The 25,007-nt window shown below is 57.7% G+C and carries 19 protein-coding genes; 6 read left to right on the forward strand and 13 right to left on the reverse strand.

Going from position 1 to position 25,007, the window contains the following annotated elements:
• Positions 1-131 precede the first annotated feature (131 nt).
• The 5 genes from ACP90_RS15810 (at position 132) to tssH (ending at position 7,714) form a co-directional block, all read left to right on the forward strand.
• Positions 132-617: a type VI secretion system tube protein Hcp gene (locus ACP90_RS15810; RefSeq protein ID WP_022999368.1), complete on the forward strand. Its 486-nt coding sequence runs from the start codon at positions 132-134 to the stop codon at positions 615-617.
• A gap of 198 nt (positions 618-815) precedes the next feature.
• Positions 816-1,313 (forward strand): type VI secretion system baseplate subunit TssE, encoded by a 498-nt coding sequence (gene tssE, locus ACP90_RS15815; protein WP_158514184.1) that lies wholly within the window; start codon positions 816-818, stop codon positions 1,311-1,313.
• Positions 1,310-3,307: a type VI secretion system baseplate subunit TssF gene (tssF, locus tag ACP90_RS15820; RefSeq protein WP_062488883.1), complete on the forward strand. Its 1,998-nt coding sequence runs from the start codon at positions 1,310-1,312 to the stop codon at positions 3,305-3,307. Before tssE ends, tssF begins: the two co-directional genes overlap by 4 nt.
• Complete coding sequence (gene tssG / locus ACP90_RS15825) at positions 3,304-4,881, forward strand: type VI secretion system baseplate subunit TssG (protein ID WP_062488884.1); 1,578 nt, start codon at positions 3,304-3,306, stop codon at positions 4,879-4,881. Before tssF ends, tssG begins: the two co-directional genes overlap by 4 nt.
• Before the next feature lie 25 nt (positions 4,882-4,906).
• The gene (gene tssH, locus ACP90_RS15830; RefSeq protein ID WP_062488885.1) at positions 4,907-7,714 is read left to right on the forward strand and encodes a type VI secretion system ATPase TssH; all 2,808 of its coding nucleotides are present in this window, start codon (positions 4,907-4,909) and stop codon (positions 7,712-7,714) included.
• A 91-nt stretch (positions 7,715-7,805) separates the two neighbouring features.
• On the opposite strand, the gene ACP90_RS15835 is transcribed toward tssH, so the two are convergent.
• From ACP90_RS15835 to ACP90_RS15870, 7 genes are all read right to left on the reverse strand, one after another.
• Positions 7,806-8,102, reverse strand: coding sequence for a PAAR domain-containing protein (locus ACP90_RS15835; protein ID WP_031268781.1), 297 nt, complete (start codon positions 8,100-8,102; stop codon positions 7,806-7,808).
• 107 nt (positions 8,103-8,209) lie between these two features.
• A complete protein-coding gene (locus tag ACP90_RS15840; protein WP_062488886.1) occupies positions 8,210-10,012 on the reverse strand; it encodes a M23 family metallopeptidase in 1,803 nt (600 codons plus the stop codon).
• A gap of 295 nt (positions 10,013-10,307) precedes the next feature.
• Positions 10,308-12,245 (reverse strand): adenylate/guanylate cyclase domain-containing protein, encoded by a 1,938-nt coding sequence (locus tag ACP90_RS15845; RefSeq protein WP_062488887.1) that lies wholly within the window; start codon positions 12,243-12,245, stop codon positions 10,308-10,310.
• Complete coding sequence (locus ACP90_RS15850; RefSeq protein ID WP_208993332.1) at positions 12,242-12,922, reverse strand: hypothetical protein; 681 nt, start codon at positions 12,920-12,922, stop codon at positions 12,242-12,244. The genes ACP90_RS15845 and ACP90_RS15850 overlap by 4 nt, the downstream gene beginning before the upstream one ends.
• Positions 12,923-13,083: 161 nt before the next feature.
• The gene (locus ACP90_RS15860; protein WP_082809757.1) at positions 13,084-14,709 is read right to left on the reverse strand and encodes a caspase family protein; all 1,626 of its coding nucleotides are present in this window, start codon (positions 14,707-14,709) and stop codon (positions 13,084-13,086) included.
• A 24-nt stretch (positions 14,710-14,733) separates the two neighbouring features.
• On the reverse strand, positions 14,734-15,063 hold the full coding sequence (locus ACP90_RS28285) for a hypothetical protein (RefSeq protein ID WP_145915783.1): 330 nt from the start codon (positions 15,061-15,063) through the stop codon (positions 14,734-14,736).
• A gap of 20 nt (positions 15,064-15,083) precedes the next feature.
• Entirely contained in the window at positions 15,084-17,708 is a 2,625-nt protein-coding gene (locus ACP90_RS15870) for a caspase family protein (RefSeq protein ID WP_158514185.1), read from the reverse strand.
• Positions 17,709-18,090: 382 nt separating this feature from the next.
• On the opposite strand from ACP90_RS15870, the gene ACP90_RS15875 reads away from it, so the two are divergent.
• Complete coding sequence (locus ACP90_RS15875) at positions 18,091-18,942, forward strand: GNAT family N-acetyltransferase (RefSeq protein WP_062488893.1); 852 nt, start codon at positions 18,091-18,093, stop codon at positions 18,940-18,942.
• A 35-nt stretch (positions 18,943-18,977) separates the two neighbouring features.
• On the opposite strand, the gene ACP90_RS15880 is transcribed toward ACP90_RS15875, so the two are convergent.
• The 6 genes from ACP90_RS15880 to ACP90_RS15905 form a co-directional block, all read right to left on the reverse strand.
• The gene (locus ACP90_RS15880; RefSeq protein WP_055653978.1) at positions 18,978-19,922 is read right to left on the reverse strand and encodes an ornithine cyclodeaminase family protein; all 945 of its coding nucleotides are present in this window, start codon (positions 19,920-19,922) and stop codon (positions 18,978-18,980) included.
• Positions 19,923-20,024: 102 nt separating this feature from the next.
• Positions 20,025-21,125 (reverse strand): calcium:proton antiporter, encoded by a 1,101-nt coding sequence (locus tag ACP90_RS15885; RefSeq protein ID WP_062488894.1) that lies wholly within the window; start codon positions 21,123-21,125, stop codon positions 20,025-20,027.
• A 133-nt stretch (positions 21,126-21,258) separates the two neighbouring features.
• A complete protein-coding gene (locus tag ACP90_RS15890) occupies positions 21,259-22,038 on the reverse strand; it encodes an ABC transporter ATP-binding protein (protein WP_022999384.1) in 780 nt (259 codons plus the stop codon).
• Positions 22,035-22,790 (reverse strand): ABC transporter ATP-binding protein, encoded by a 756-nt coding sequence (locus tag ACP90_RS15895; RefSeq protein WP_022999385.1) that lies wholly within the window; start codon positions 22,788-22,790, stop codon positions 22,035-22,037. The genes ACP90_RS15890 and ACP90_RS15895 overlap by 4 nt, the downstream gene beginning before the upstream one ends.
• Positions 22,791-22,801: 11 nt before the next feature.
• On the reverse strand, positions 22,802-23,869 hold the full coding sequence (locus ACP90_RS15900) for a branched-chain amino acid ABC transporter permease (protein WP_286145766.1): 1,068 nt from the start codon (positions 23,867-23,869) through the stop codon (positions 22,802-22,804).
• Positions 23,870-23,942: 73 nt separating this feature from the next.
• A complete protein-coding gene (locus ACP90_RS15905; protein ID WP_022999387.1) occupies positions 23,943-24,971 on the reverse strand; it encodes a branched-chain amino acid ABC transporter permease in 1,029 nt (342 codons plus the stop codon).
• Between the last annotated feature and the right edge of the window lie 36 nt (positions 24,972-25,007).

Consider the following 25,007-nt stretch of genomic DNA (forward strand, 5'->3'; position numbering starts at 1 on the left):
GGCGGAGGTACAAACAAGGTGCGCAAGCGCCTAGGGGTTTGGACCGCGAGGTCCGAGGTAGTTGTCAGGAATAGCAGAGTTTGAGCCAGGAACATTTACCTGGCCCTCAACAACCAAGAGGATCTATTAAAATGGCCGTCGATTTTTATCTGGAACTTGAAGGTATCAAAGGCGAAGCACAGGACAAGACCCATAAGGACAAGATTGACGTCCTTTCCTGGTCCTGGGGCGCTTCCCAGTCCGGCACCACCCACATGGGTTCGGGCTCCGGCTCCGGCAAGGCACACTTCCAGGATCTGAGCATCACCAAGTTCGTCGACAAATCCACCCCTGTGCTTCTGCAGCACGTGTCGACTGGCAAGCATATCACCAAAGGCACTCTCTTTGTTCGCAAGGCTGCCGGTGATAACCCGCTGGAATACATCAAGCTCGAAATGAAGGACATTATCGTGACCAACGTTTCGACCGGCGGCAGTGGCTCCGACGATCGCATCACGGAGAGCGTCACGCTGAACTTCGGTGAGTACAAGTACATCTACACCGAACAGAAGCCGGACGGCTCCAAGGGCGCAGCCCCCGAGTTTGCCTGGGACATTGCAGCAAACGAAAAGAAATAAGGCTTCGGCCTGCAGGGCTGCCGCGCTTCGGCGCGGCAGCCTTCTTTGGTTTGGACCGGCGATGCAGACTTTCAACTTTCGAAGCGGCACCGCCACGGTCACACTTAGGAATTTCCGGGGCAGCAGTCAGCGTGGGCTTGGCCGATGGCTAAATCAAATGTGAAAATGCACTCCCCGCTGATGTGGGCCTTCCGTGCAATGGACGACCCAGACTACAAGGCCGCTCAGGACAGGCAAAAAGAAGCACAGAACGGCGCCAACCTCAGGTCCGGTCGGCGGCTTTCCAGATCCTACGGGGTCTCTGAACACACCCTGCTTTCCGAAGTCCGGCAAGACCTGCAGGCGCTCCTGAACACGGTCAACCTCAATTCCACTCAGGACCTTTCCGATTTTCCGGAAGTTGAGAGCTCGATCATCAATTACGGATTGCCGGACCTTTCTGTCCATATTGTTGACAGCGTTCGCATTGACCGACTTGCCGAAGACATCCGACAGGCCCTCATCCATTTCGAACCGCGCATGGACCCGCGCACGCTCAAGGTCGAGCGCGACGACAAGGTCGAAAGCGATACCTTCAAGGTAAGATTTCTCATCAAGGCAGAAATACGCTGCGATCCGATCCGGGTCGCGAGTGAATTCGTAGCCGACGTCGACCCTGCTTTCGGCCGTATCAAGATCATCGGGGCAACTGCATGAACCGGGAATTTCTCGACCTCTATAATCAGGAACTCACCTACCTGCGAGAACAAGGGGCGTCATTCGCGGAGGCCTATCCTGCTGTAGCAGAACGCCTGGGTGGGCTTCTGGAAGACCGTTCCGACCCAATGTTGTCCGGATTGCTTGAAGGTACAGCCTTCCTGTCAGCTCGCGTGCAGCTGAAAATGAAGCATGAGTTCGCCGAATTCACTTCCAACCTGTTCGAACAACTATATCCAACTGCGCTGGCGCCCATTCCCTCTCTGGTACTTGCCCGCGTGACGCCGAAATATGGCGACGCGAATTTGCGCAACGGCATAAAGGTCGATCGCCATGCTCCCATGGAGGCCGTCTTCCGTGAACGCCAGGGAGAGGTTCGCTGCAGGTTCACTCTCACCTCTCCTATTACGTTGACACCCCTGGAGCTGACAGCTGCAAAGTACCTGAGCTCAGCTGCGCAGGTCTCCGGTCTCGGTGCGGAGATGGCTGAAGACAGACGCACGCGCGCAGGTCTGTCCATCACGTTCACACACCGCATGTCCGAGGATCCGGAAAACGAGGTTTCAACCGAAGAAACCTTGAAGAAACCTGAATACCAGGTGGCCGGCTGTCGGATCGATTCACTTCCCGTCCGATTGATCGGACCTCTGGATCTGGCTGCGAAGGTCTATGAACAGATCTTCGGACATACAATCGCGCTCTACATCCGTACCGAAGATGCTTTCGGTCAGGCCAGCCTGCAGCGCCTGCCCGTCGATGCCATCGAGCAGCTGGGTTTCGATGAAGAAGATTCCCTCTTGCACAACGCCTTGCGCCTGTTCACCGGCTTTGATCACTTGCGCGACTATTTCAACTTTCCGCGCAGCTTCCTCGGGTTCCGTCTGACGGGCCTGCGCCGTTATCTGGATAGGGTCAAGGCAAAAGCATTCGATCTGGTCTTCGTGTTCGATGAAGCAGAAAACCGGTTACCTGCTCACGTTGAACGCAAGATTTTCGCGCTTCACTCAGCGCCGGCCGTCAACTTGTTCGAAAGGCAGACTGACCGTGTGCCGATCAAGAAAGGGCAGCACGAGTTTGCTGTCATCACGGACCGGACACGGCCTCTGGATTATGAAGTGCATGCCGTCACTGAAGTTTCCGCCCACTTTTCAGGAGGCGAGAAACGACCGGTTGAACCGCTCTACAGCGTTGCACCAGACACTGAAAAAGCCGGTCACGAGTGGTTTTATACCATTCGCCGTTTGCCGCGACGCCAGTCGTCTTCCGAAATCCGGCGCATGCAGCCGAGCCACTACATAGGTACAGAAACCTTCATCTCTATCTCAAGCGGAGCACAGGCTGCCGCCCTGCTGCAAACCGGCAAGAAACGTCTTTCGGAACTATCACTGAAGGTATTGGCATCCAACCGGTCGCTGGCCGCCGACCTCCCCGTGGGAACCAACCCGGACAAGTCCGAGATTGGGGATTTTCGCATACTGGAGGATATCGGCCTCAAGGTAGATTGTGTTGCCGGCCCGACGTCCCCAAGGCCGCCGCTTCTTTCCTACAATGAAAGGCTGGGCGAACAGGGCCACGCTGGCGCCATTGCCTGGCGGCTCATTAACATTCTGGCCTTGAATCATACCGGCCTTGTGCACGATGCGGCAGGTCAGGACGGTCGGTCTTTCCGCGATGTGTTGAGCGTGTTCGCGCCACTTTCCGACAGTTCAGCAGACCGGCAGGCCCAGTCCGTTCGGTCGGTTTCGACAAGGCCAGTTGTGCGCCGCCTGCAACAGAAGTCCGGGACAGGTGTCGCCAGAGGTCTCGAAATCACGATCACGCTCGATGACAAGGCTTTTGAAGGGGCGAGTGCCTTTCTGATGGGGGCTGTCCTCGACCGGTTTGTCGCTGAATACGCTTCCATCAATCACTTCACGCAGTGTGTGATCGCAACGACAGAGCGCGGCGTTATCATGAAGTGGCCTCCGCGGATCGGCGCGAAAGGAATTCTATGAGCGGTCCGGCAGACAAGGATCTGACGAAAACCCGTGTTGCACGGGACAAGACCGTTGTGCCTTCATCCTCCCGGAAGGCCCCGGCATGGCCGACCAAAGAGGAGACGGAGACTGCAATCGAGTCTGATGAGAAGGCCGACGCTGACGATATCTGGACCGTAAAACCGCAGGACAACAACACACCTGAGGACGAGACAGAAACGCTCGCCATCAAGTCGCCCGCGATTGAATCTGCCGCGATCACATCACCCGAACACGCCACTCCCTCACCTGCCGGATCCCAATCAGAAACGCCTGCACAACAAATCGATCCTCCAGCGGAAACCTCTGTCGAGGGAACGGAAGAGGTGATTGAAGCGCAGACCGAAGAGACTGCGTCTGATCCAGCAGCTGAGGAAGCAGTTCCGGAAACCCCGCGTATCGAGGTGCCGGTCCAGCAGCAATACGCGTCGTTGCTTGCAGCCCTCGGAGACCGCATCGAGAAGCATCCAGGTGGACATGATCTGCTGGCGGTGCTGAGAATGCTCGAAGGCCAGACCGCTCCGGGAATTTCCGAAACCGGAATAAAGCCGAAGAACGCCGATGAGCCCGCTCCACCCAGGATCGGCAAAAGCCGGCGCATGATGGAAGACATCGTTCGCTTCGGTCAGGACCCGTCCAGCGAATTCGCCACGTCGACCATTGAGCGTGCGACAAAGGACGGTGACGGCGGCCTGGTCTTGCTGGAACGCTTCCTTGGTTTGCTTGGACCGCAAGGCGCTCTGCCTTCCGCCTACACCGATGAAGCGATCATGCGCGGGCTCAGAGGCGATGACAGTTTTCCGAGATTCCTTGACCTGTTCAACAACCGCTTCGTGCAGTTGTTCTACCGCGCGTGGGCCGATGCCAGACCGATCGTTCAACATGACCGGCCGGACGACGACCGGTTTCTCGCCTATCTCGGGTCGGCGATCGGCATCGGCACCCCGTTTTACCGGGACCTCGACAGGATCGATGATCGGCTCAAGCTGCTCTATGCGGGCCTTATGGCCCCCAAGACAAAGAGCGCCGCTCGTTTGAAGGCCCTCATCACGGGCGTTTTCGATGTCCGGGTAGAGATTGATCAATGTGTCGGGACGTGGCTGCATCTGGACAAGGACGATCAGCTCAAGCTTGGTGGTTTCGGGCCAGGCGGAGCCGGGCAACTTGGCGCCGACACGATCGTTGGGTCCAAGGTCTATAGTGTGAGTGACAAGATCCGGATCAGGATTTTCACGAGCAGTCTGGAGGAATATCGGCAGTTTCTCCCGCCAACCCGGGCAAGACCCAATCCCTGGACAGAGAAGCTTTTCGACCTCATCGATTTTTATCTGGGTCTGGAAATTGAATATGAAATTGAACTTGCGCTGCCGAAGAGATGCGCATCCGCTGTCCGGATGGATGCCAACAACTCCGCAACGCTTGGACATATCGGCTGGCTGAAGCCGGCCGCTTCCGGCCTCGACGACGATACTGACCTGGAGGCCGAAGAAGAAGAAATGCTTACCGACACCCGTTTCCGGCCTGTGCGTCGCCACACCACAGTCTACCAATAGGTCTCAAGTCTGAAGGACCGATATTATGAATGACATTACGGTTGAAAAAGTTGTCAACAAGACCAACTCAACTGCCTACGACAGCCTGGACAAGGCCATGAGGCTTACGAAGGATGCCGGCCACCGGCATCTCGAGCTGGTCCACTGGTTTTACTATCTGATCCGCAACGAAAATTCTGATGTATTTCATATTCTGCGGCATTTCGACGTCGATCTCGGCACCCTGGACAAGGACCTGCAGGCCGCGCTTGCAGAGTTCAAGATCAATCAGACCGAACTTCCGTCCATGTCCAAGCCTTTCCGCGAAGCGCTGGAAGGAGCCTGGTTCGTTGGCACGCTGACATACGGCGACTACAAAATCCGCACGGCCTATGTCCTTCTTTTCATGCTTGGCGAAGAGAGCACCCGCACGCAGCTTTTCCAGCTGTCCAAGGCTCTCAACAAGCTCAAGCACGATGAAATCGCGAACAACCTGGATGCCATCGCCGGATCATCCGGTGAAGTGCGGGCGAGGCCCATCGACGGTTCAAGTCCAGCCTCCGGTAGCGCAGCAGGCGAACCGGGCGCAGAGCCGCTCGCGGCAGGCGGCCCCGGGGAAGATGCACTCAGCCAGTTCACTGTAGATTTCACAGCTCGTGCGCGGGCAAAGGAATTCGATCCGATCGTCGGCCGCGACGAAGAAATCCGGCAAGTCATCGACGTTCTGATGCGCCGCCGCCAGAACAACCCGATCCTGACCGGCGAAGCCGGCGTCGGCAAAACGGCTATCGTCGAAGGCTTTGCACAGAAAATCGTTGCCGGTGATGTTCCGCCCGCGCTGCTGGGCACTCGCCTTTGTGCGCTGGATCTCGGCTTGCTTCAGGCCGGCGCGTCGATGAAAGGCGAATTCGAGAAACGTCTGCGCGCGGTCATTGATGCCGTCCATGGTTCCATCGTGCCGACGATCCTGTTCATTGACGAAGCCCATACGTTGATCGGAGCTGGCGGCGCTGCCGGAACGGGCGATGCGGCCAACCTTCTGAAGCCTGCACTTGCCCGCGGCACACTCAGGACCGTCGCGGCCACGACGTGGTCGGAATACCGCCAGCATTTTGAAAAAGACCCGGCCCTGACACGGCGCTTCCAGCCCGTGCAGGTTGACGAACCGGATGAGGAAAAGTGCTTTGCCATGGTGCGCGGCCTGCTTGGCCCGATGGAAGATCATCACCAGGTCCGCATCCTCGATAGCGCTGTGCGGTCGGCGGTATCTTTGTCACATCGCTACATTCCAGCGCGCCAGCTGCCGGACAAGGCTGTCAGCGTTCTCGACACCGCCTCGGCACGCGTCAACATCTCGCAAGCAGCACAGCCAGCCCGGTTGCTGGACCTGGTTGCCCGAAAAGGTTTTCTGGAGACAGAGAAAAAGGCCCTGACCAACGATGCCGAACTGGGCCTGGAGCATCAGGAACAGCTCGAGGCACTGTCCAACGCGATTACGGAAACCGAAAGCGACATTGAGACTGTCCGCAATCAGTGGGAAAGCGAGCGGAAACTGGTAGCCGGAATCCGGCGTTTGAATGCCGCTCTTGCAAAGCTTCGCGGTGTTGATCCTGCGCCTCATCCGGAAAGCGAGGCAATCGAAGATCCGCAGCACGACAAGCCCGCTCTAGTTCCGATCGACGAGATCGAGCTTGAACTTGACGTCGACCTGACCAACGAAGACGCCATTCGCGAAGCGCTCCAGGCGATGCGCACGGAGCTTTCCGAAATCCCCGAAGACGATCGCATGGTCTATGCCTATGTCGACGATGAGGCTGTTGCCAGCATCATTTCCGACTGGACCGGCATTCCGGTCGGCCGGATGGTGCAGGACGAAATGCAGACGATCCTGACGCTGACCGACAGCCTCAACAAGCGCGTGATCGGTCAAGCCCATGGCCTGGCAATGATCTCGAAGCGCATCGAGACCAGCCGCGCCCAGTTGGGCAATCCGGACAAGCCAATCGGCGTGTTCATGCTGTGCGGCCCCTCCGGTGTTGGTAAAACCGAAACCGCCCTGGCCCTTGCCGAGACCCTTTATGGTGGTGAGGAAAGCCTGATCACCATCAATATGTCCGAATTCCAGGAAGCGCATTCCGTTTCCGGTCTCAAAGGCGCTCCTCCGGGATATGTAGGCTATGGCGAAGGCGGCCGGTTGACCGAAGCCGTGCGGCGTAAGCCTTACTCGGTCGTCCTTCTGGACGAAGTCGAAAAAGCTCATCCGGATGTTCACGAAATCTTCTTCCAGGTCTTCGACAAGGGTTGGATGGAAGACGGAATGGGTCGGAAGATCGACTTCCGCAACACGTTGATACTGCTGACCTCGAATGTCGGCACTGACATCATCATGAATGCAGCAAGTCACATGCTGGATGCGCCGGTTTCCAGTGATCCGGATCTTGCGGCAGCCGACCCGAATGCACCGGATCCGGAGAAGCTCGCGGAAACCTTGAGACCGGCATTGCTCGACGTGTTCCCGCCGGCCCTGCTCGGCCGTATCGTGACCATCCCCTACTATCCGCTGTCGCCGTCCATGCTCGGATTCATCGTCCGGCTTCAGCTCAACCGTATCGTCAAACGGGTCAAGCAGAACCGGGATGCCGTGCTGAGTTATGGCGACGACGTGGTGAGCCATATCGTTTCACTCTGCCGCGACCCGGACAGCGGTGGCCGCATGATCGACAACATCCTGACCAACGACCTTCTGCCGAAGCTGTCGCGTGCGTTCCTCACGGCGCAAATGAACGGCGAAGAACTGAAGGGCGTGACCTTGAAAGCCACGGAAACCGGTATCGAAATCGAGCCGGCCAGCTGACATCAACCAACAAAAACGCCGGACAGGTTCTCCCACCTGTCCGGCGTTTCGATTCTGCCCGGAAATCTGCCTGATTGTCGCTGGTCCTGGTTCAGCCCCCGATAAGAACGGTAAATTCCCCTGTCGTGATCGCGCCACCCTTGGCTGTTGGATCACCAATGCGGGCCGCGGGCAAACTTCCGATAAGAACAGTCAGCGACCCCATGATAATGGGGTCGACATTTGCCGGCGGAGGGCCGACACACACGCAAAGGTCCGTCATTCTCGCAGCAGGACGCTTGCCGATCAGGACGTTGATCTTGCATGGTGGCGCAATCGGCAACCCCGGTGGAACGGGTGTCATCGGGCACATATGAAAATCGCCCAGGCGGGCAGCTGGTCTGGTCATGGCAGCCTCGTGCGTTGTTACACTCTTGCCAGAATGAACGTTCCTGCGACAAATACTGGGACCTGGATCACAGTCTGGCGTATTTCAGCGCTTCCGCAAGTCCTGTTTCACTGCACGCTCAAAATGTCGGCAATCACCGTCCGGTATTCCTGCAGATCCTTGCCCCCGACAGACTGCGGTGCTTCCGCTCCCGTCTCCATTTCAAAGGCCAGCGGGTCTGTCGGCTCTCCCCTGTGCCTGATTTCGAAATGAAGGTGCGGTCCGGTGGAAAGCCCCGTAGTTCCGACGTAACCAATCAGATCACCCGCCTGAACCACAGACCCTAGCTGGATGCCATCGGCGTATTCATGCATATGCGCGTAGCGGCTGGTAATTCCGTCCTTGTGGGTGAGTTCAATGAAATTGCCATACCCGCCTCGCACATCGCGATAGGTGACCTTTCCGGAAAAGGCCGCGTGGATCGCGGTTCCAGTGGGGGCCGCCCAATCGACACCGGCATGCAGGCGTTCCGTTTTCTTGATCGGATGAAATCTCATGCCGAACTTCGATGTCAGAACACCTTTGACCGGGACAAGCATGGCGCCGGACAAACTCACCTTGCCGCCTTCGTTCACACAGGCAAAACCGCGATTACCGGGCGCTTTCAGCACGTAACAGCGAACGGACCAGTCGTCCCCACGCCGAACACCGGCAAAGAGCACCCTGCCACCGCCACGCTTCTCGTCTCGAGCACTGTCCGTGAATACCAGAGTAACTCTCTCATCTGGTTTGATCGATCGCTTCAGGTCGGTCATGGGCGCCAAATATGCGATTGCCTCGCCCACGATAGAAGCGGGCACGGCATTGCGGACTGCGGTGGCATAAACACCGTCGATCAAGCGATGCGAGTTGGCAGGTTGAGTTGCCTCCTCACCCGCGATCTTCTGTTCCACAATCGTCTTGCCAAACCAGGGATCGGCGCCGGCTACATACCCGTCCCCGTCTCTTCCGACCGAATAGGCGGCTGTACCGATATACCCTTCCCGGCCGTAGATCGAAATCTGGACAGGCCGATAATAATCGCCAATCCGGCCTACCTTGTTCGGCATGCGAACGCCACGCACCGCGATCTTGTCGCCTGCGATCAAATCGCTTTTGTCAAAGTTCTCCTTGACGAATTCCACTAGTGAATCCATGACTTCCTCATCGAACCCTTTGCCTTTCAGGAAATCCTTGAGCGGAGCCGCTTTTGCTACCTCCTCGCGTACTTCGACCCGGCTGGGCCCCTGACCGATGGGACGCTCGGTAAGATAGAGGTTCAACGTGTCAGTTGACGGTTTCAGAAACACCGGCAAATCGGGAGAACCATCGTCCGCGGGCTGCGCATCTTCTTCAACGACTATGCCCTCGGCTTCATCTCCTCCCCCGAAATTGCCGAACTGAAAGTCCGCCTCACTACCCGGTGCGCGAATAACAAGGTTGCCGTCATCGTCCAGCATCTGGCTGTCCAGCACGTATGCGGCAACAGACGGTACCGACGCAGCACCGTCCCCGATCGCAGCGGCTGGCACTGGACGCTCCGACAAGTCTATCCGCCGATTGGCGGCACCATCCTTCAAAAGGACCGGGTCGCCCGCCAACGGAATGACTGCAGAGAGCGCCATGTCGAAAAACGGATCGGCCGGAACATCGAGATCCTCTTCGTTGGTCAACGCAGTGTCATCAACATCCTGTTCCAGGGCTTGGTCGTTGGCGACGGTTTCGCCCGGATCTTGCTGCGGAGCATTTTCCGGAGAGGCGCTGTCCGACACCGCTTCGGCGATCTCCTGTAACCCGATTTCCTCGGGAGGTGACAGGGATATCGCGCCGGAGGAGATCAGATGGGCAATGCCGCCAGCAGCACCGCCCAGCACCAGGAACCCGATGGCCATTGCAGCATAAAGTACAATGGGTGACCGTTTCGGAGCCGCCCCCTTGGCCGGCGCAGCTCCTGGCTTTGGTGGTGGTGTAGCGGTAGGACTAGCTTGTGGCGCCTTTTGCGACGGACGGATCACGGTCCTGTCAAACTCTGGGCGATGAGCACCCGGATTTTGGTTGTCAGGCCATTGGACCATTGTGAGACCTTAAGCGCAGCGTCGCAGCTGCTCAGGCTGCCGAAAATCAATATCCCGATCATGCCGGATGATTGGGAAAGATGCAAAAAATGCTGTGTTTGAAAGCGCTTCGTCAGGAGCGCGGAAACGTGACCAGCTTGCTCCTGTCCTGTTCCTGCCGCGCGATCGTCCGTTTTTCTTCCGGCTCCATGTACATTTCAGGTAGATCCAGAGTGTAAACGGTGATGTCGGAACTGAGACCACGCAATTGTCCCTTCCAGATCTCAGCAACCGGATAGGACGAAGGCAGTTTCTCGGCGACCGATTGACTGACTGCGAGACGAACCTTGTGGTCCTTGGCAACGGATTCGACCCGGCTTGCCGTGTTGACGGTGGTACCCATGACGGTGAAGGAACGGCGATGTTCACCACCGATGTCGCCCACCAGAACCGGTCCGGCATTAAGGGCTATGCGCAGGTCCAGCGGCGGTTGTCCGGTGATTTCGCGCAATCTGTCTAGCAGATTTATGATTTCTGTTGCGGCATCGACAGCCGATTTTTCGGGATGCTCGACCGTATTGGGTGCGTTCCAGACCGCCATGATCGCGTCGCCGATATACTTGTCGATATACCCTTGGTGAGCGGTGATCACCTGTCCGATCCTGTCGAAACAGGAATTGACCACGCGCACCACATCCTTATCGGCGAGTTTTTCCGACATCTTGGTGAAGCCGACGATATCGATGAAGGCCACGACGACATGCCGGGTTTCCCCACCAAGCGCCGGCAATTGTTCGGAACTCGCCATCAGCTTGATGACATCCGGGGCAAGGTAGTGACCGAAGAGCCTCACCAGAGACCTCTGCCGGCGCTGCAGGATGCCGACCTTCCCGACAGCCGCGATGATTGTCGCGGTGACGAAGGCAACCGGAGCAACGCCTGGCGAAGGAAACATACCGAGCTCCGTACTGCCAAGGCTCAGGCCCAGTCCGCAAAGCACTCCGCCGAGAGCCACAACAGGTAAGACGACCAGCGGAAGCGACAGACCTGCGAGCGCGCCAACTACGGCAAAGATGACCGCAAATGCGGGGACGAGACCAGCGGGAGGCTCGGTCACGATCCTTCCGGCGATAGGCGAGCCGATGAAATCGGCCAGTACAAATACACCGGCGGTTTGCGGCTGTACCCGCGGTCGCCCGCTTGGCCCCGTTTCTGCCAGCTGTTCTGGCAGATGAGGCAGGAAACGGTCAGAAAAAAGATGCTCGTCTTCATAGGGCAACAGCCCGCCGAACAGTACGATGCGGCCTTCTGCAAAACGGGCAAGCTCCTGCCTGCCCTCTTCACTTTCCAGAAGCTGCAGAACGTCGATAAGCGAAAGATACGGAACGGACGTTGCGAGGCGGGCGGATGGCACCGGAATGTAGGTTTCGGCGACCTCGACACCTGCGATACCCAAAAGCGCATCGATCAGATGTGGCGAAGCGGTGAGAGGTGAATGCGGCTCGTGTCGTCGCACCACACCGTCGCTGTCAGTTGAAACGATAACCGACCTGACACCGCCCTCACCGGCTGCAGCGGAAAACATGCGTTGAGGTACGCCTATTTCGGTGTGAGCAATAAACACCTTGCCGCGGTTCTGATAGAGGAACCGCTGAAATGCCAGATCAAAACCTTTCAATCTGGCTTCGCCGGTGCTGGGATCCACAAAGCCGTCCGCACTATAGGCAAATACAAAGTCATAGCCCAGCGCCACCGCGCCGGCATTCAACATGGCTTGTCCGGCCTCTGCCAGAACCGGGGTCATCAGAACCCGCGGTATTGGTGCCAACCGGTCGGAGTTAAGCGCTTTTTGATCAAGGCCGACCACGACAACAGGTGCAGGACCTGCCTGCTCCTTGCTGTCCATGAGGGCCTTGATCTGGAACAGGCGGTCTGTCACCCACCCTTCCCAGATGGCCTTTTGAGCGGATAAACCGATGGCGATCCCAGCCCCTACCGCAACGAGTGCGATGAGCAAGATGAGCTGTTTTCGTCCAATGGCTGCGTCCGCGAACCGGCCGCCAGATATCATTTCACGATGACGACAGCGGTTTTCCGTCCAACCTGGACCGGGTCAATGGTGATCGTGCGCATGACGACACCATAGTCTGGCGCCTTGCCTTGCAGGAACAGCTCAACCTCAACGGCCTCGTCTTCCGGCTCACGGTTCGGCATGTCGGTCAGAATATTGTCGAGCATATCGAAGCGCTTGGGTTCACCGCCCCCAAAGGAAACAAACACCGTGTCGTATTGATCGCGCAGCTTGTTGTCGAACCGCAACATCAATGACGCAGCTTTCTTGTTTTCCAGTGTAAGGCCACGCAGCGTGACGGTCAGACCTTTGTCAGCCTTTTCGCTGTCGGTTCCGCTGTCTGCCTGCAAGCAGTTACCCGCTCTCAGAACTTTCTGTTCAGAACCTTCTGCGGTGTATCCCTCGGAAGATACCTTCAGCACACCGGCCTGAATCCTGACTTCCTGACACGCGGAATAGTCCAGCAGGTCAACATGTCCGGTAGCGCCGAGATCGACTACGTCACCAGGCATTAGCTCGGTAAACGCGGACACATCAACACCTTCCGACTTGTCCAGCACCAGCGCAATCGGATCCGCTAGTGCAGATCCGGCGGACAGCGCAAACATCAGACCAGCGATAGCACTCGTGGCCTGCAAACTTCGCCTTGAACAGGCATGCTTCAAAATCCGTTTCATGAAGGGCTCCTGATTCCCTGGTCATTCCAAATACGCCCGGCCTTTTCGACGCAGCCCAGCGCTGACTATGGTTCGATATTACCAGAGGATGGCGAAATGAGTGTGGCCATGGTCACAAAAATTCTTTTCAAGCGCAACAAGATAGAAGGAGACCTCGCGTGTCAGCCGGCAGGCTCCGTGTAGACACCGGCAATACCCACGGCATCTGCATACTGGCCAATCAACTCAAGTAATTTTGGTGTCAGCTCGGCGCTCAGAGGTTTGCCATCGAGTGCAGCCAATACGCCGACCAATTGAGGCATCGGTTTGGCCGCCCGTACCATAACGATATGGTCCGCACCGAACGGCAGGGCAGCCCTCAAGTTCAACACGTAAGGCTTGGCTGCCTGAACCGTGGTGTCCTTGCCAAGCGGATCCGCTTTCTTGTTGGGGGCAAGCAGACGAAGCGTGCCGTCTGCTTCCAGCGCGAACACGGCCATATTGCCTGACTGGTCCGATTTAAGACCAACCTTGAACGCATCTCCTTCAGGGATATGCCCGACTGACGGCTGGAGTGTTCCTTCAATAGGCTGGCGCTCACGCGACAAGGCATAAAGATCGGTCAGAAAACCCCATTTGGTCACAACATCGGAAAACCGGTCGATGTTGGTCGCCTTGCCGCGCAGCACCACGTCGCCAAATTTGGTCAGGACGTCGCCTTCTTCCACATCCCAGAACAGATCCGCGGTCCCATCTTCAACGACCTTCAGGCGGCCCTCTTGTTTGCCGGCCAGCTGCTGCAATACCGGTGTTGCAGCATTGGTGCTCGCAGACAGGGTCAAGACGCCGTTTTCATGTGTGAATATCTGCTCGTTGACACGCGGCAGGACAGCGGCGCGGCTGTCACCGCTCATGGTCAGGCTGGGTGACTGGCGCCCCTCCGTTGCGACCCGTACGGTTTCCTTGAGAAACAGGTTGAGCTCCTCCATGGAGATACCGCCATCACGATCCAGATCCGCCCTTCCCTCGACACCGCGCGCAAAGGCCCAGCTCAAGGCACCGCGCGGTTCACCGGCAATCAAAAGCTCCGGGATGACCTGTCCATCGACTGTAGCGCCTACGTATATAACGTTGGGAAGGTCCTGAACGTCGCCTGTCTGCTGCGCGTTTCCGGCCAGCATGGGCGGAAGAGGTTGAGAGCGAAGGGCGTCGTTCTCGAACGGAGGTAAACCAACCAGCCGCGTCCCCAGACGTGTGATACGTGGGTCCACGGATCGGGTCATTGTGCCCGAGTGACAGCTATCTGCCAGAACCAGAACACTGCGACCACCGGCAGCCCGGAGCATTGCGGCGATGTCATCGTCTCGCAGTCTCTCGCCATTACCCGGTGCCGCAATATCGAAACCAGCCAGAAGGAAGACTTCGTCCATGCCGTCTTCTTCCGAACCCTTTACCCACTCGGGCTCCTGTGCCCCATGCCCAGCATAGGACAAAACAAGAACATCATCAGCATCCGCGCGGGAAATGAGATCCTGCCACGAAGACAGGATTGCCTGCCTCGATGCATCGGCATCGTATAGCGTGGTCAGGTCGGTAACACCGGCAGCTGTCAGTGTTTCGGCGATGTCTCGCGCATCATTGACCGCCCCCTTCAAGGGAGAAACGTGCTGATAGGCGTCGACGCCCACAACGAGTGCTCGCCACTGTCCGGCTTCCGCTGTCGAGCCAAAGCTCACTGCGATAAGAAACAGGCTGCACACTCTGGCCCAGAAATATCGTCCGGACGCCAGGCCAAATGGAACATTCATCGGTGTTACCTTTTCTGTGCGAGGTTAGCCCCAGCTACCGCCGCCGCCGCCACTTGGGCCGCCGCCGCCACCACCGCCACCACTTCCGCCGCCGCTGTTGCCGCCGCCACCGCTGTTTCCGCCGCCGCTATTTCCACCACCGCTATTGCCGCCACCGCTGTTGCCGTTGTTGCGGTCTTGAGCGCTAGGATCGTTGATCGGATCATAGGCAGGTCTCGAAGCCCTATTGGTCGTCGGGCTCGTGGTCGCAGGCTGCCTGACACCTTGCGGGGCCGGGTTTTGCTGTGTCTGGCATCCTGCCACCATCAGCGTCAGCAGTCCTGTGACTGGCAATAAGTACAAGAACGATTTCATCTGAATATCTCCCTCAACGATTAAAACAGATCATATCTGGGACGGTTCTGTTCCCACTGATGCTTTACCAGTGCAATCAGGGCCTCATCGCCTTCGGAAGGCGCCCGTCCAGAGGCTTCAAAGAAGTCGGCCAGGGCTTCACGGGTTTTCCGTCCCGGCTGCCCGTCAACCGGTCCTGGATCGAAACCGAGATCGGTCAGGGTCTGTTGCAACACCTTTGCCTTGAGGTTTTTCCGCGCATCGCCGAGAGCGGTCTTTGCCTGCTCGGCAGCCTGCGAAGACGGTTCAACAGCCACAGCCATGGCAAGCATGCGAACACGGTCCTGGCCTGCGGCATCGCCATCTTGCTGGCCAAGCATCCACGCGGTGTTGAATGCACCCCAGGGATCTCCGCGCTGGGCACTTTCACGGAACCAGCGAGTTGCCTCTTCCGCGTTTTTCTCAACACCCTGGCCATTGTAGTAAAGCAGTCCGATGGCCGTGCCTGCGGCGGGATGCCCGCCTTCATGTGCTTTCATGAACCAGCCAAGTGCTGCTTCATAGTCCTGCGGCACACCTTTACCATCGCGGTACAGTGTCCCCATGTTCAGGTAGCCATAAATGTCGTTCCGCGATGCCGAGCGATTGTAGTAATAAACGGCGCGGTCGATGTTTTCTTCCACGTGCTGGCCATTCAGGTAGAAGCCACCAATGGCATTGAACGAGAACGTGTGGCCTGCCTCCACCGACTGCAGCAGTTTGTCCAGACCGTCCTTTTCGTTCTGGGCCGTGCCTTCGCCCTTGATCTCGGCCATACCAAGCGAATGAAGAGCATAGGCGTCTCCCCGCTCCGCAGCCTTGCGGTATAGGTCAACAGCCTTCTCGCGGTCACGATCGATCCCGGCGCCCAGGAAATACATGCGCCCCAGCACCTGGCCGGCACGAACATGTCCCATCTGGTAGGCCTGTTCAAAGTAACCGACAGCCTGTTGCAGGTTACCAGCGGCAAATGCTCCACGGCCGCGCTGGAAGACAAACCGGCCGATCTCCGGGTAGGCAGCCATCGCTTCGGCGCAGGCCGTATCCACAGCCGCCGCATCAAGATCGTTGGCGAGCCGTCCTTCCGTAACCGCCTGCAAATCGAAAGGCTGGGTTGCCAGGCGATCGCACTGCGTTACACGGGGTTGAACAATCTGCGTGATGGTTCTGGCGGGCGTTCCTTCGACAGCCGGCAGTTCCAGAGCAAATTTCCGCGCTTCGCTTTCACTGCCGATCTGCGGACGGACGGTCAACGTCGCGAGCGCAGAAACAGGAAAACGGTCGCCGGCCTGCAGCAATCGGTTGTCGGAAGCAAGCTGCAGGTCCGTATCGACAGAGACAACCTTCAGCCAATCGCTTGTTGCCGGCAGATCCTCGACAGGCGCATCCGGATAGACGTTTACGGGGCCGGTACCGATATCAGCTTCTACCGCTCCCTTTGAGGCCGTGTTGCCCAGCCATGACAGGAGAGCTTCAAGCCGCTTTGTGCGGTTTTCCTCCACCTGCTCGTTTTGCACCGGCGTTTCGGCCTGTGCGACCGTAATTGAGGCGATCGCGGATGCAGAACCACCCCATTGGTCCTCTACCTCGTAGGAGATCAGTTCCACGTCGCCGGGTTGGGTGCCTTCCGGAAAGAACTCGAGACTGGCAAGCTCTGCCGCATCTATCACGTCCCCCTCAGCAACGGCCCGGCCTCCCCGCAGCTTCAAGGTACCTTTTTCAGGTAGCAAGGTGAGCTTCGCCTTCAGCGTACCACCTTCCGGCTGAACCGGTTCGGGGATGCTGATCGGGACGGATTCAGCCGATGCAGATACACTGACCCTGTGATGGGCAGTCACGATCGGAGCCGGTTTGGGCGGTACGAAATAGAAGCTGGTGACGAGCGTTGAATCCTCATATGGGATCTGCTGGCCGCCGGTCTTGCGAACCACGTCATCGCGAACCTTGGTCATCAGGTCCTTGATCTCGAGCGCCGGATCAAGAGCATTTTCGACCACAGAAGAGGTGAACGGGCTCATCGGCCCCTTGCCGTCGTAGGCAACCTGACCAGGACGTGTGGCATAGGAGATAAATGTGCCGAGCTTGTTCGGAATCCGGCGCAGCCCTCTGGTCTTTCCGAGCGAATATTCTTCCTCGCCCCAAAACAGGCTTGCGATTTCGAACGGGTTGTCCCGGCAGGCATCAAGCATGACGATCTGCAGGCTGGAAGCGGCCTTCATGTAGTCCAGCAGATGGGACACCTTGAGGCTTTCGAATTCCAGGTCGTATTGAGAGGACAGTTTGGCATCGACAGGAAGAATGAAATTGGATTCGCCAACCTGAAGCGCATGACCGGAATAGTAGAACAGCGCCGTGTCGCCGTCATTCAGTTCGCGCAGGAACCGGCGTACGACCTGTTCCAGATCCTTCTTGTTGAGGTCCGTGCCGATCGTCACATCAAAATCGGCCTCCCGAAGGATCCTGGCGATTTCCGTCGTGTCCGTAACGGGATTTTCCAGCGGGGTCACATACTGGTATTCCTGATTGCCGATGACCAGCGCAACCCTGCGCCCGTCCTCGGTCTGTGCCATCGCCTGGGCGGAAGGCAAAGCAAGAGCAGCACCCACCGGCAGGCTCAGAAGGCCCATCCTGACAGCTTTCCTCAACCGGCCCACAGGCTTGGTGGAGGTCATAGATTTGCCAACTCGTGTGGCAAGAGGTCGATAATCCCGATTCTGCATAACGTCCTCAGCGCTTAAATCCGCGTGTAACTATCGCGCTAGAGCTGCTGCCTGTCTGTGATGGAACTCACACGGAGGCACTTCCGGCTCCAAAGCGTCCGGCGCCCCCGTCGATCAAATACCCTTAGGGAAAGTGATGCACACTTGTGGTTCCGACGCAAGGGAGACGACATCAGCAACCGTCAGCTGTTCAGGCAAAGCCGAGGGAATGCCGCCTCAGGCAAGTGTTTCTTTTCATTTCGAGTCATCCTACGCTGCTGCAAAAGCCTGCAAATGCTCGGGAGGTCAGATGACAGACGCGTTCAGGATTCGCCAGCTGAAGGAAAGTGAGATTCACATTCCACTCGAATTGGCGATGGAGGAAGGTTGGAACCCCGGGATTGAAGACGGCCCAGCATTCTTCACAGCCGATCCGAACGGGTATTTTGCCGGCGAAATAGACGGAAAGTTGATCAACGTTATTTCGGCAGTTCGCTACGGCGATACATTCGGCTTCATCGGGCTCTATATCTGCAAGCCCGAATTCCGGACCATGGGATACGGCCACCGGATCTGGGACCATGCAATGGCATATCTGGGGTCTCGGGTCATCGGTCTGGATGCGGTAAATGAGCAGACTGCGAGTTATGCCCAGCACGGGTTCAAATCAGTCTACCGGAACATCCGGCATGCCGGCATCTCAATGTGCGATACGCCCATGGACCCGCGCCTTGCACCACTTGGTCATGGCCTTTTTCCCGGCATACGTGATTATGACCAGCGCTTCTTTCCGGCTGAACGCACGCAATTCCTGAAGACCTGGGCCGCCCCCATGCTGGAAACACGCCGCGGCTTTGCCTTTGTCGAAGATGGTCATGTCAGGGGCTACGGCGTTATCCGCCAGTGCCACGAAGGCTACAAGATCGGGCCCCTTTTCGCGGATGAGCCGGAAATTGCCGATACCTTGTTCCGCACACTTGCCGGTCAGGTCAAAGGGCAGACCATTATCCTCGACACACCCGAACCCAATGCGGCAGCATTGCTGATGGCGGAAAAATACGAGCTGTCACCGGAATTCGAAACCTTCCGCATGTATCGCGGCCTGGCACCCGATCTGCCTTTGGACCAGCTCTACGGCATCACGACGTTCGAATTGGGCTGAGGCGGCAAACCGCCCCGCGCCCTGTGTGTTTCCAATCAATGCTCGACTGACTGGTAGGCAAGAATGGCGCCGGCAAGGTCTTCCAGCGCAGCCCCCACCGACTTGAACATGGTGATGGCTTCTTCACTCTGCCGGCCAGGATGGTCACCCCGACAAAGCTCATACAGGTCAGCCTTGATTTCGCCTGGCGACAATACCCCGGCCTTGATTGGCTGAACGATATCTCCACCTTCGGAAAGGCACCCATCGCGGGTGTCCACGAAGATCTCTGCCCGCTTGACAAGATCGTCGTCACTCTCGCGCATGCTGGGCTTGAAGGCCCCCACAAGATCCACATGCGTTCCCGGCTTCAACAAGGCCCCCTTGATCAAGGGTTCGGAAGAGAGTGTTGCGGCACTGACGATATCCGCTTCCCCAAGCGCTTCCTTCAAACTTGTTGCTGATTTCAGTTTCACCGGAAACTGGTCGGCAAGCGAGCGCACGACTTCTTCCGTCTTTTCCCTGGACCGCCCCCAGATGGTGACTTCGTCAATGGAACGAACGGCCATATGCGCGGCGATCAGATTGGGAGCAAGGCGCCCGGTGCCGAGTACCAGCAGATGCCGCGCGTCGGAGCGAGCCAGGTAGCTGGCCGCAAGTGCGGAGGCCGCTGCGGTGCGCCTGGCTGTCAATTCGCCACCGTCGATTAGCGCGAGCATCTCTCCGGTTCGTGCATCCGACAAAAGGTATTGCGCAGAAATTGCGGGAAGATTGCGCTCCGAATTGCCCGGAACCACATTGACCACCTTCACGCCCGCATATCCGCCCGGCACCCAGGCCGGCATCAGCAACACAGTCGCATCGGGCTCACCGGGTATTTCCATGTCATGATGGTGGCGGGTTGGCATCACGCAGCCAGACCGGAACATCTTTGCCAAAGCGTCTATCAGATCAGGGTATGGCAACGCATCGCGGGTCTGGTCTTCGGTCAAAAGCAGCATGTTGGGCCAATCTGTTAAGTGTTAACTTTATTGATACAAATCATATTCCCCGGAGCAGTCCAAGCATTTGCTCGGACGAAAAACTCCAGGAGAGCGTAATTTTCAGGACAAGTCGAAGATCATCATTACATAGGCGGCGAACAGTGCCAGGTGAACCGCGCCCTGGAGATAGTTCGTCGCCCTGCTGCCGAACGTCAACAGGCTTATGAACAGGGTCAGCACGAGCATGATGATGTCGGCAGGTTCCAGGCCGAGTTCAATCTTGAGTCCTGTCACCCAACTCACGAGAAGGACGGCCGGCACGGTCAGACCAATGGTCGCCACCGCAGATCCAAGGCAGATATTTACAGCGCGCTGAAGCTTGTTATCACGTGCGGCCTGCAGGGCGCTGAGCCCCTCGGGCATCAGCACAAGTGCCGCAACAATGAACCCGCTCAAGGCCAGCGGTGCTCCCAGCCCTTCGATACCGAATTCCACATAGAGTGCGAGCTTCTTCGACAGGAGGATGATCGGAAGAAGTGCCCCGAACAGGCCAATGATGTGAAACGGCATCGACCGAACGACTACGCCATGATGCCCTTCATCATGGCCGTCGTCGTCGGGCTGACGAAAGATATCGCTGTGCGTTACCGTCTGGATCGCCAGAAACACGCCATACAGCAGCAGGCACATGACGACATCGAACGCTGACTGTAGCGGAGATAGTTCTCCGCCCGGAGCCGAATGGGTGATGCGCGGCAACACGAGTGCAAAGATTGCCAGAGGCACAAGCACCGACAGGAACGCATTCGCGCCTTGCAGATTATAGGTCTGGTTCTTGTGGCGCAGGCCGCCTGCCAAAAGACACAGGCCAACCAGCCCGTTCAGGACAATCATCACGACCGAGAACATCGTGTTGCGTGCCATCGTCGGAATGGCGTCGCCCGACAGCATGATCGCAACAATCAGCGCAACTTCGATCCCGATGACCGCCAGGGTCAGGATCAAGGTACCGAAGGGTTCGCCAAGCAGGGTTGCCAGGCATTCCGCGTGCCGGACGACCGAAAAGGCGCACCACATAACCGTGACGAATATGACTGCCAGTAGCAACAGCGACGGGACAATCCCGATCGTTTCCGGTTTCAAGGCATCGCCCGCGAAGGTGAAGGCGGCAAAGACCGCAAATCCCATAAGGCTCGGCAATTCCGATTTGAGGCTGGTCACAAAGAAACCCGATAAAAAAATGAAAACAGTCTGGACAGACTATAGGCCGCCGCCGCCGCCTTCAACCAATGCCGGCAGACAAAAAAAGGCCGGCGCTTGGCACCGGCCTTCAGCTTCTGAAATGTCCGCAGGGTCAGATCGCCAAGTATTCCTGACGCAGCTGCGGATTGTCGAGGACTTCCTGTGCCGATCCGTCGAACACGACCTCTCCCATGTCCAGAATGACCGCCCTGTCAGCAAGGTGAAGCGCCGCGATTGCGTTCTGTTCAACAATGATGGTCGTGATGCCGAGATCCTTCACGCCTTCGAGGATGCGCTCGATCTCCTGAACGATCACTGGTGCGAGGCCTTCATAGGGCTCGTCCAGCAACAGCAGTTTGATGTCGCGCGCGAGGATACGTGCAACAGCCAGCATCTGCTGTTCGCCGCCGGACATGGTGATGGCGTCCTGCGACCGTCGTTCGGCCAACCTCGGGAAATGCTCGTAGATACGCTCGATCGACCATCCGACCGGCTCGGCAATCTGCGAAAGCTCCAGGTTCTCCTGAACCGTCAGTCCTGGAATGATGCGTCTGTCTTCCGGAACGAGGCCGACGCCCTGGCGGGCTGCCTGAAAGCTCTTCATGGTGTGAAGCGGCTTGTGATCCAGCCACACCTCGCCATGTTTCAGCTGCGGATCCTCCATCCGGGCGATTGCGCGCAACGTCGATGTCTTGCCTGCACCATTGCGGCCCAGAAGTGCCAGGATCTCGCCCTCACGAATGTCAAAACTGACGCCCTGAACGATATAGCTTTCTCCGTAATAGGCATGCAGGTCCCACGCAGAGAAAAATGCGGGGGCGCCGCCTTGAGATTTGCGCGGCGGGACGCCGGGAGCGGACCGGCCGCTGAACTGATCGTCAAGTAGGGTCACAGATGCGCTCCTCCGAGATAAGCTTCCTGTACGCGCGGGTCGCCCTTGATCTCTTCAGGCTTGCCTTCCGCGATGATCGTTCCCTGTGCGAGCACGGTGACCTTGTCGGCAAGCGAGAACACGACATGCATGTCATGTTCGATGACCACCTTGGTGATACCGCGTCCGGCAATCCGTTTCAGAAGATCGATCGTGTTGTTGGTATCGGCGCGGGACATGCCCGCGGTCGGTTCATCGAGAAGCAGCAGCTTCGGATCCTGCGAGAGGCACATGGCCAGCTCGAGCCGGCGCTTGTCACCACGTGACAGGGAACCGGAAATAACGTCTTTTTTCTCGGCCAGGCCGACGTCCTCCAGCATGTGAAGTGCCTTGTCCTGGATTTCTGCATCCCTATCGAGCCGCTTGAACGGACGCAGTGAGAACTGTCCGTCGCGCTTTGCCATGGTGGGGATGATGACGTTTTCCAGCAGGGTGAGTTCTGCGAAAATTTCAGGGGTCTGGAACACCCGAGAAACGCCGACCTGGTTGATCTCGTAGGGCTTCATGCCTGTGAGCGAGATATCACCGAACTTCACCGTGCCGGTATCCGGGATCAACCGGCCGATCATGCAGTTCAGGAAGGTCGACTTACCCGCTCCGTTCGGCCCGATGATCGCGTGAACAGTCCCCTGCTCCACCGAGAAGTTGACATTGTTGAGGGCTCTCAGACCGCCGAACGACTTGTTGACGCCCTCTACACGTAGGATTTCCATATTCTTGTTCCTTACTCTGCAGGGGCAGTTGCACGGTTCGGTTCGGACTTGCCGGACGACCGCTTGAACAGCTTACCGATCCGGGACACACCTTCCATGATGCCACCAGGCAGGAAGATAACGATCAGCATGAAGAGAACACCGAGCGTAAGATGCCAGCCTTCACCGACGAACAGGCCGGCAACGGAGATGACCGAGCCTTCGATAAAGTCCGGAAGGAAACCGAAAATCTCATGCAGGGTCTGCTCGTTGAAGGCAGAGAAGATGTTCTCGAAATACTTGATCAGCGCCGCACCGAAGATCGGGCCGAGCAAGGTGCCTGCGCCGCCGAGAATGGTCATGAGAACGACCTCTCCCGATGCAGTCCATTGCATGCGCTCAGCACCTGCCAACGGATCGGTGATGCACATCAAAGCACCGGCCAGACCTGCATACATTCCCGAGATCACGAACGCCGCCAGTGTGTAGGGACGCGGATTGAGGCCGGTGTAGGTCATACGGTTCTGGTTGGTCTTGACAGCGCGCAACATGATGCCGAAAGGCGACCGGAAGATCCGCTGTGCAACGAAGAAGCCGATCAGAAGGATGACCGCACAGAAGTAGAACCCGCCCCACCCGGTCATTTCAATGCCGAACAGGTTTGCGATCAAGGGTCCATCCGCACCGCCGTTGCCATCGAACAGACGCGGGTCGCTGCGCAGAACACGCAAGCCGGTCTCCCCGTTGGTGATCGGCGTCAGAACCGAATAGGCCAGGTTATAGGACATCTGAGCGAAAGCGAGCGTCAGGATCGAGAAATAGATGCCCGAACGGCGCAGCGACACATAGCCGATGGCAAGCGCGAAGATGCCGGACGCGATGATTGCCATGATCACGGCGGGGATCGGGTTCATGCCAAGCAGCTTGAACGTCCAGACTGCGGTGTAGGAACCGACACCCAGAAACGCGGCGTGGCCGAATGACAGGTATCCAGTCAGACCGAACAGAATGTTGAAACCGGTCGCAAAGAGACCAAAGATTGCAAACTTCTGCAGAAGGTCGGGATAACCGGCACCAATCGGCTCAAGCCAGATCGGCATCGTAAGCACCGCGACAGCAAAGATCGCGAAGAAGATGTAGTCGCGTGCAGGAGATGTTTTTGTAGACATTTTTTTAGTTCTCCATGACGCCCTTGCGGCCCATCAGCCCGCGCGGACGCACGAGAAGGATGACCACAGCAACGAGATAGATGATGATCTGGTCGATGCCTGGAAGAATGGCCTTGATTTCATTCATCGATGCGAAGGACTGCAGGATGCCGAGCAGGAAACCTGCAGCGACGGCTCCAGGCAGCGACCCCATGCCGCCAACAACGACCACGACGAAGCTGAGCACGAGGAAGTCCATGCCCATGTGATAGTCGGGTGGCAGGATCGGCGTGTACATGACCCCGGCAAGACCGGCGACCACTGCGGCGATCGCGAAAACGATGGTGAAACGGCGCTCGATGTTGATGCCCAGCAGCCCGACCGTATGACGGTCTGCCATGCCGGCCCGGACAACCATGCCGAAGGTGGTGAATTGCAGGAAGGCGAAGACGGCTGCGATGATGGCGCCTGCGAAGGCAAGGTAGACCATGCGCCAGTACGGATAGACGATCACGCCGGGATCCAAGCCGAGGGCAGCTCCGATGTCGGCTGCTCCACGTACGGCATCTGGCGCGGTTTGCGGGATCGGGTTGGCACCGAAAATCGACTTGATGATTTCCTGAAGAACGATAGCGAGGCCGAAGGTGACGAGGATCTGATCGGCGTGCGCCCGGTTGTAGAAGTGCTTGATCAGGCCGCGTTCCATGATGAAACCGAAAAGCAGCATGACCGGAATGGCAAGCAGGATGGAAACCGGCACCGAATAGTTGAGCACCCAGTGACCGAAGTCTCCGAGGTATGCCTCGATGTAGGGTGTACGGATTTCGAGGGGAGTTCCCCACGCCGTCGTCTTGGTCGGATCCGTCGTCACGATCTCCAGGCTGAGAAGCTTGTTGAACGACACCGCGCAGAACGCACCAAGCATGAACAAGGCACCATGCGCGAAGTTGACGACCCCAAGGGTCCCGAAAATCAGGGTCAGTCCCAAGGCGATCAGCGCGTAAGCTCCGCCCTTGTCCAACCCGTTCAGCAGTTGAAGAATAATCACATCCATGGTCTTGCCGCTATTTGCTGCGTCACTTGCGTCCTG

This window comes from Labrenzia sp. CP4, assembly GCF_001579905.1.
Taxonomy (GTDB): Bacteria; Pseudomonadota; Alphaproteobacteria; order Rhizobiales; family Stappiaceae; genus Roseibium; species Roseibium algicola.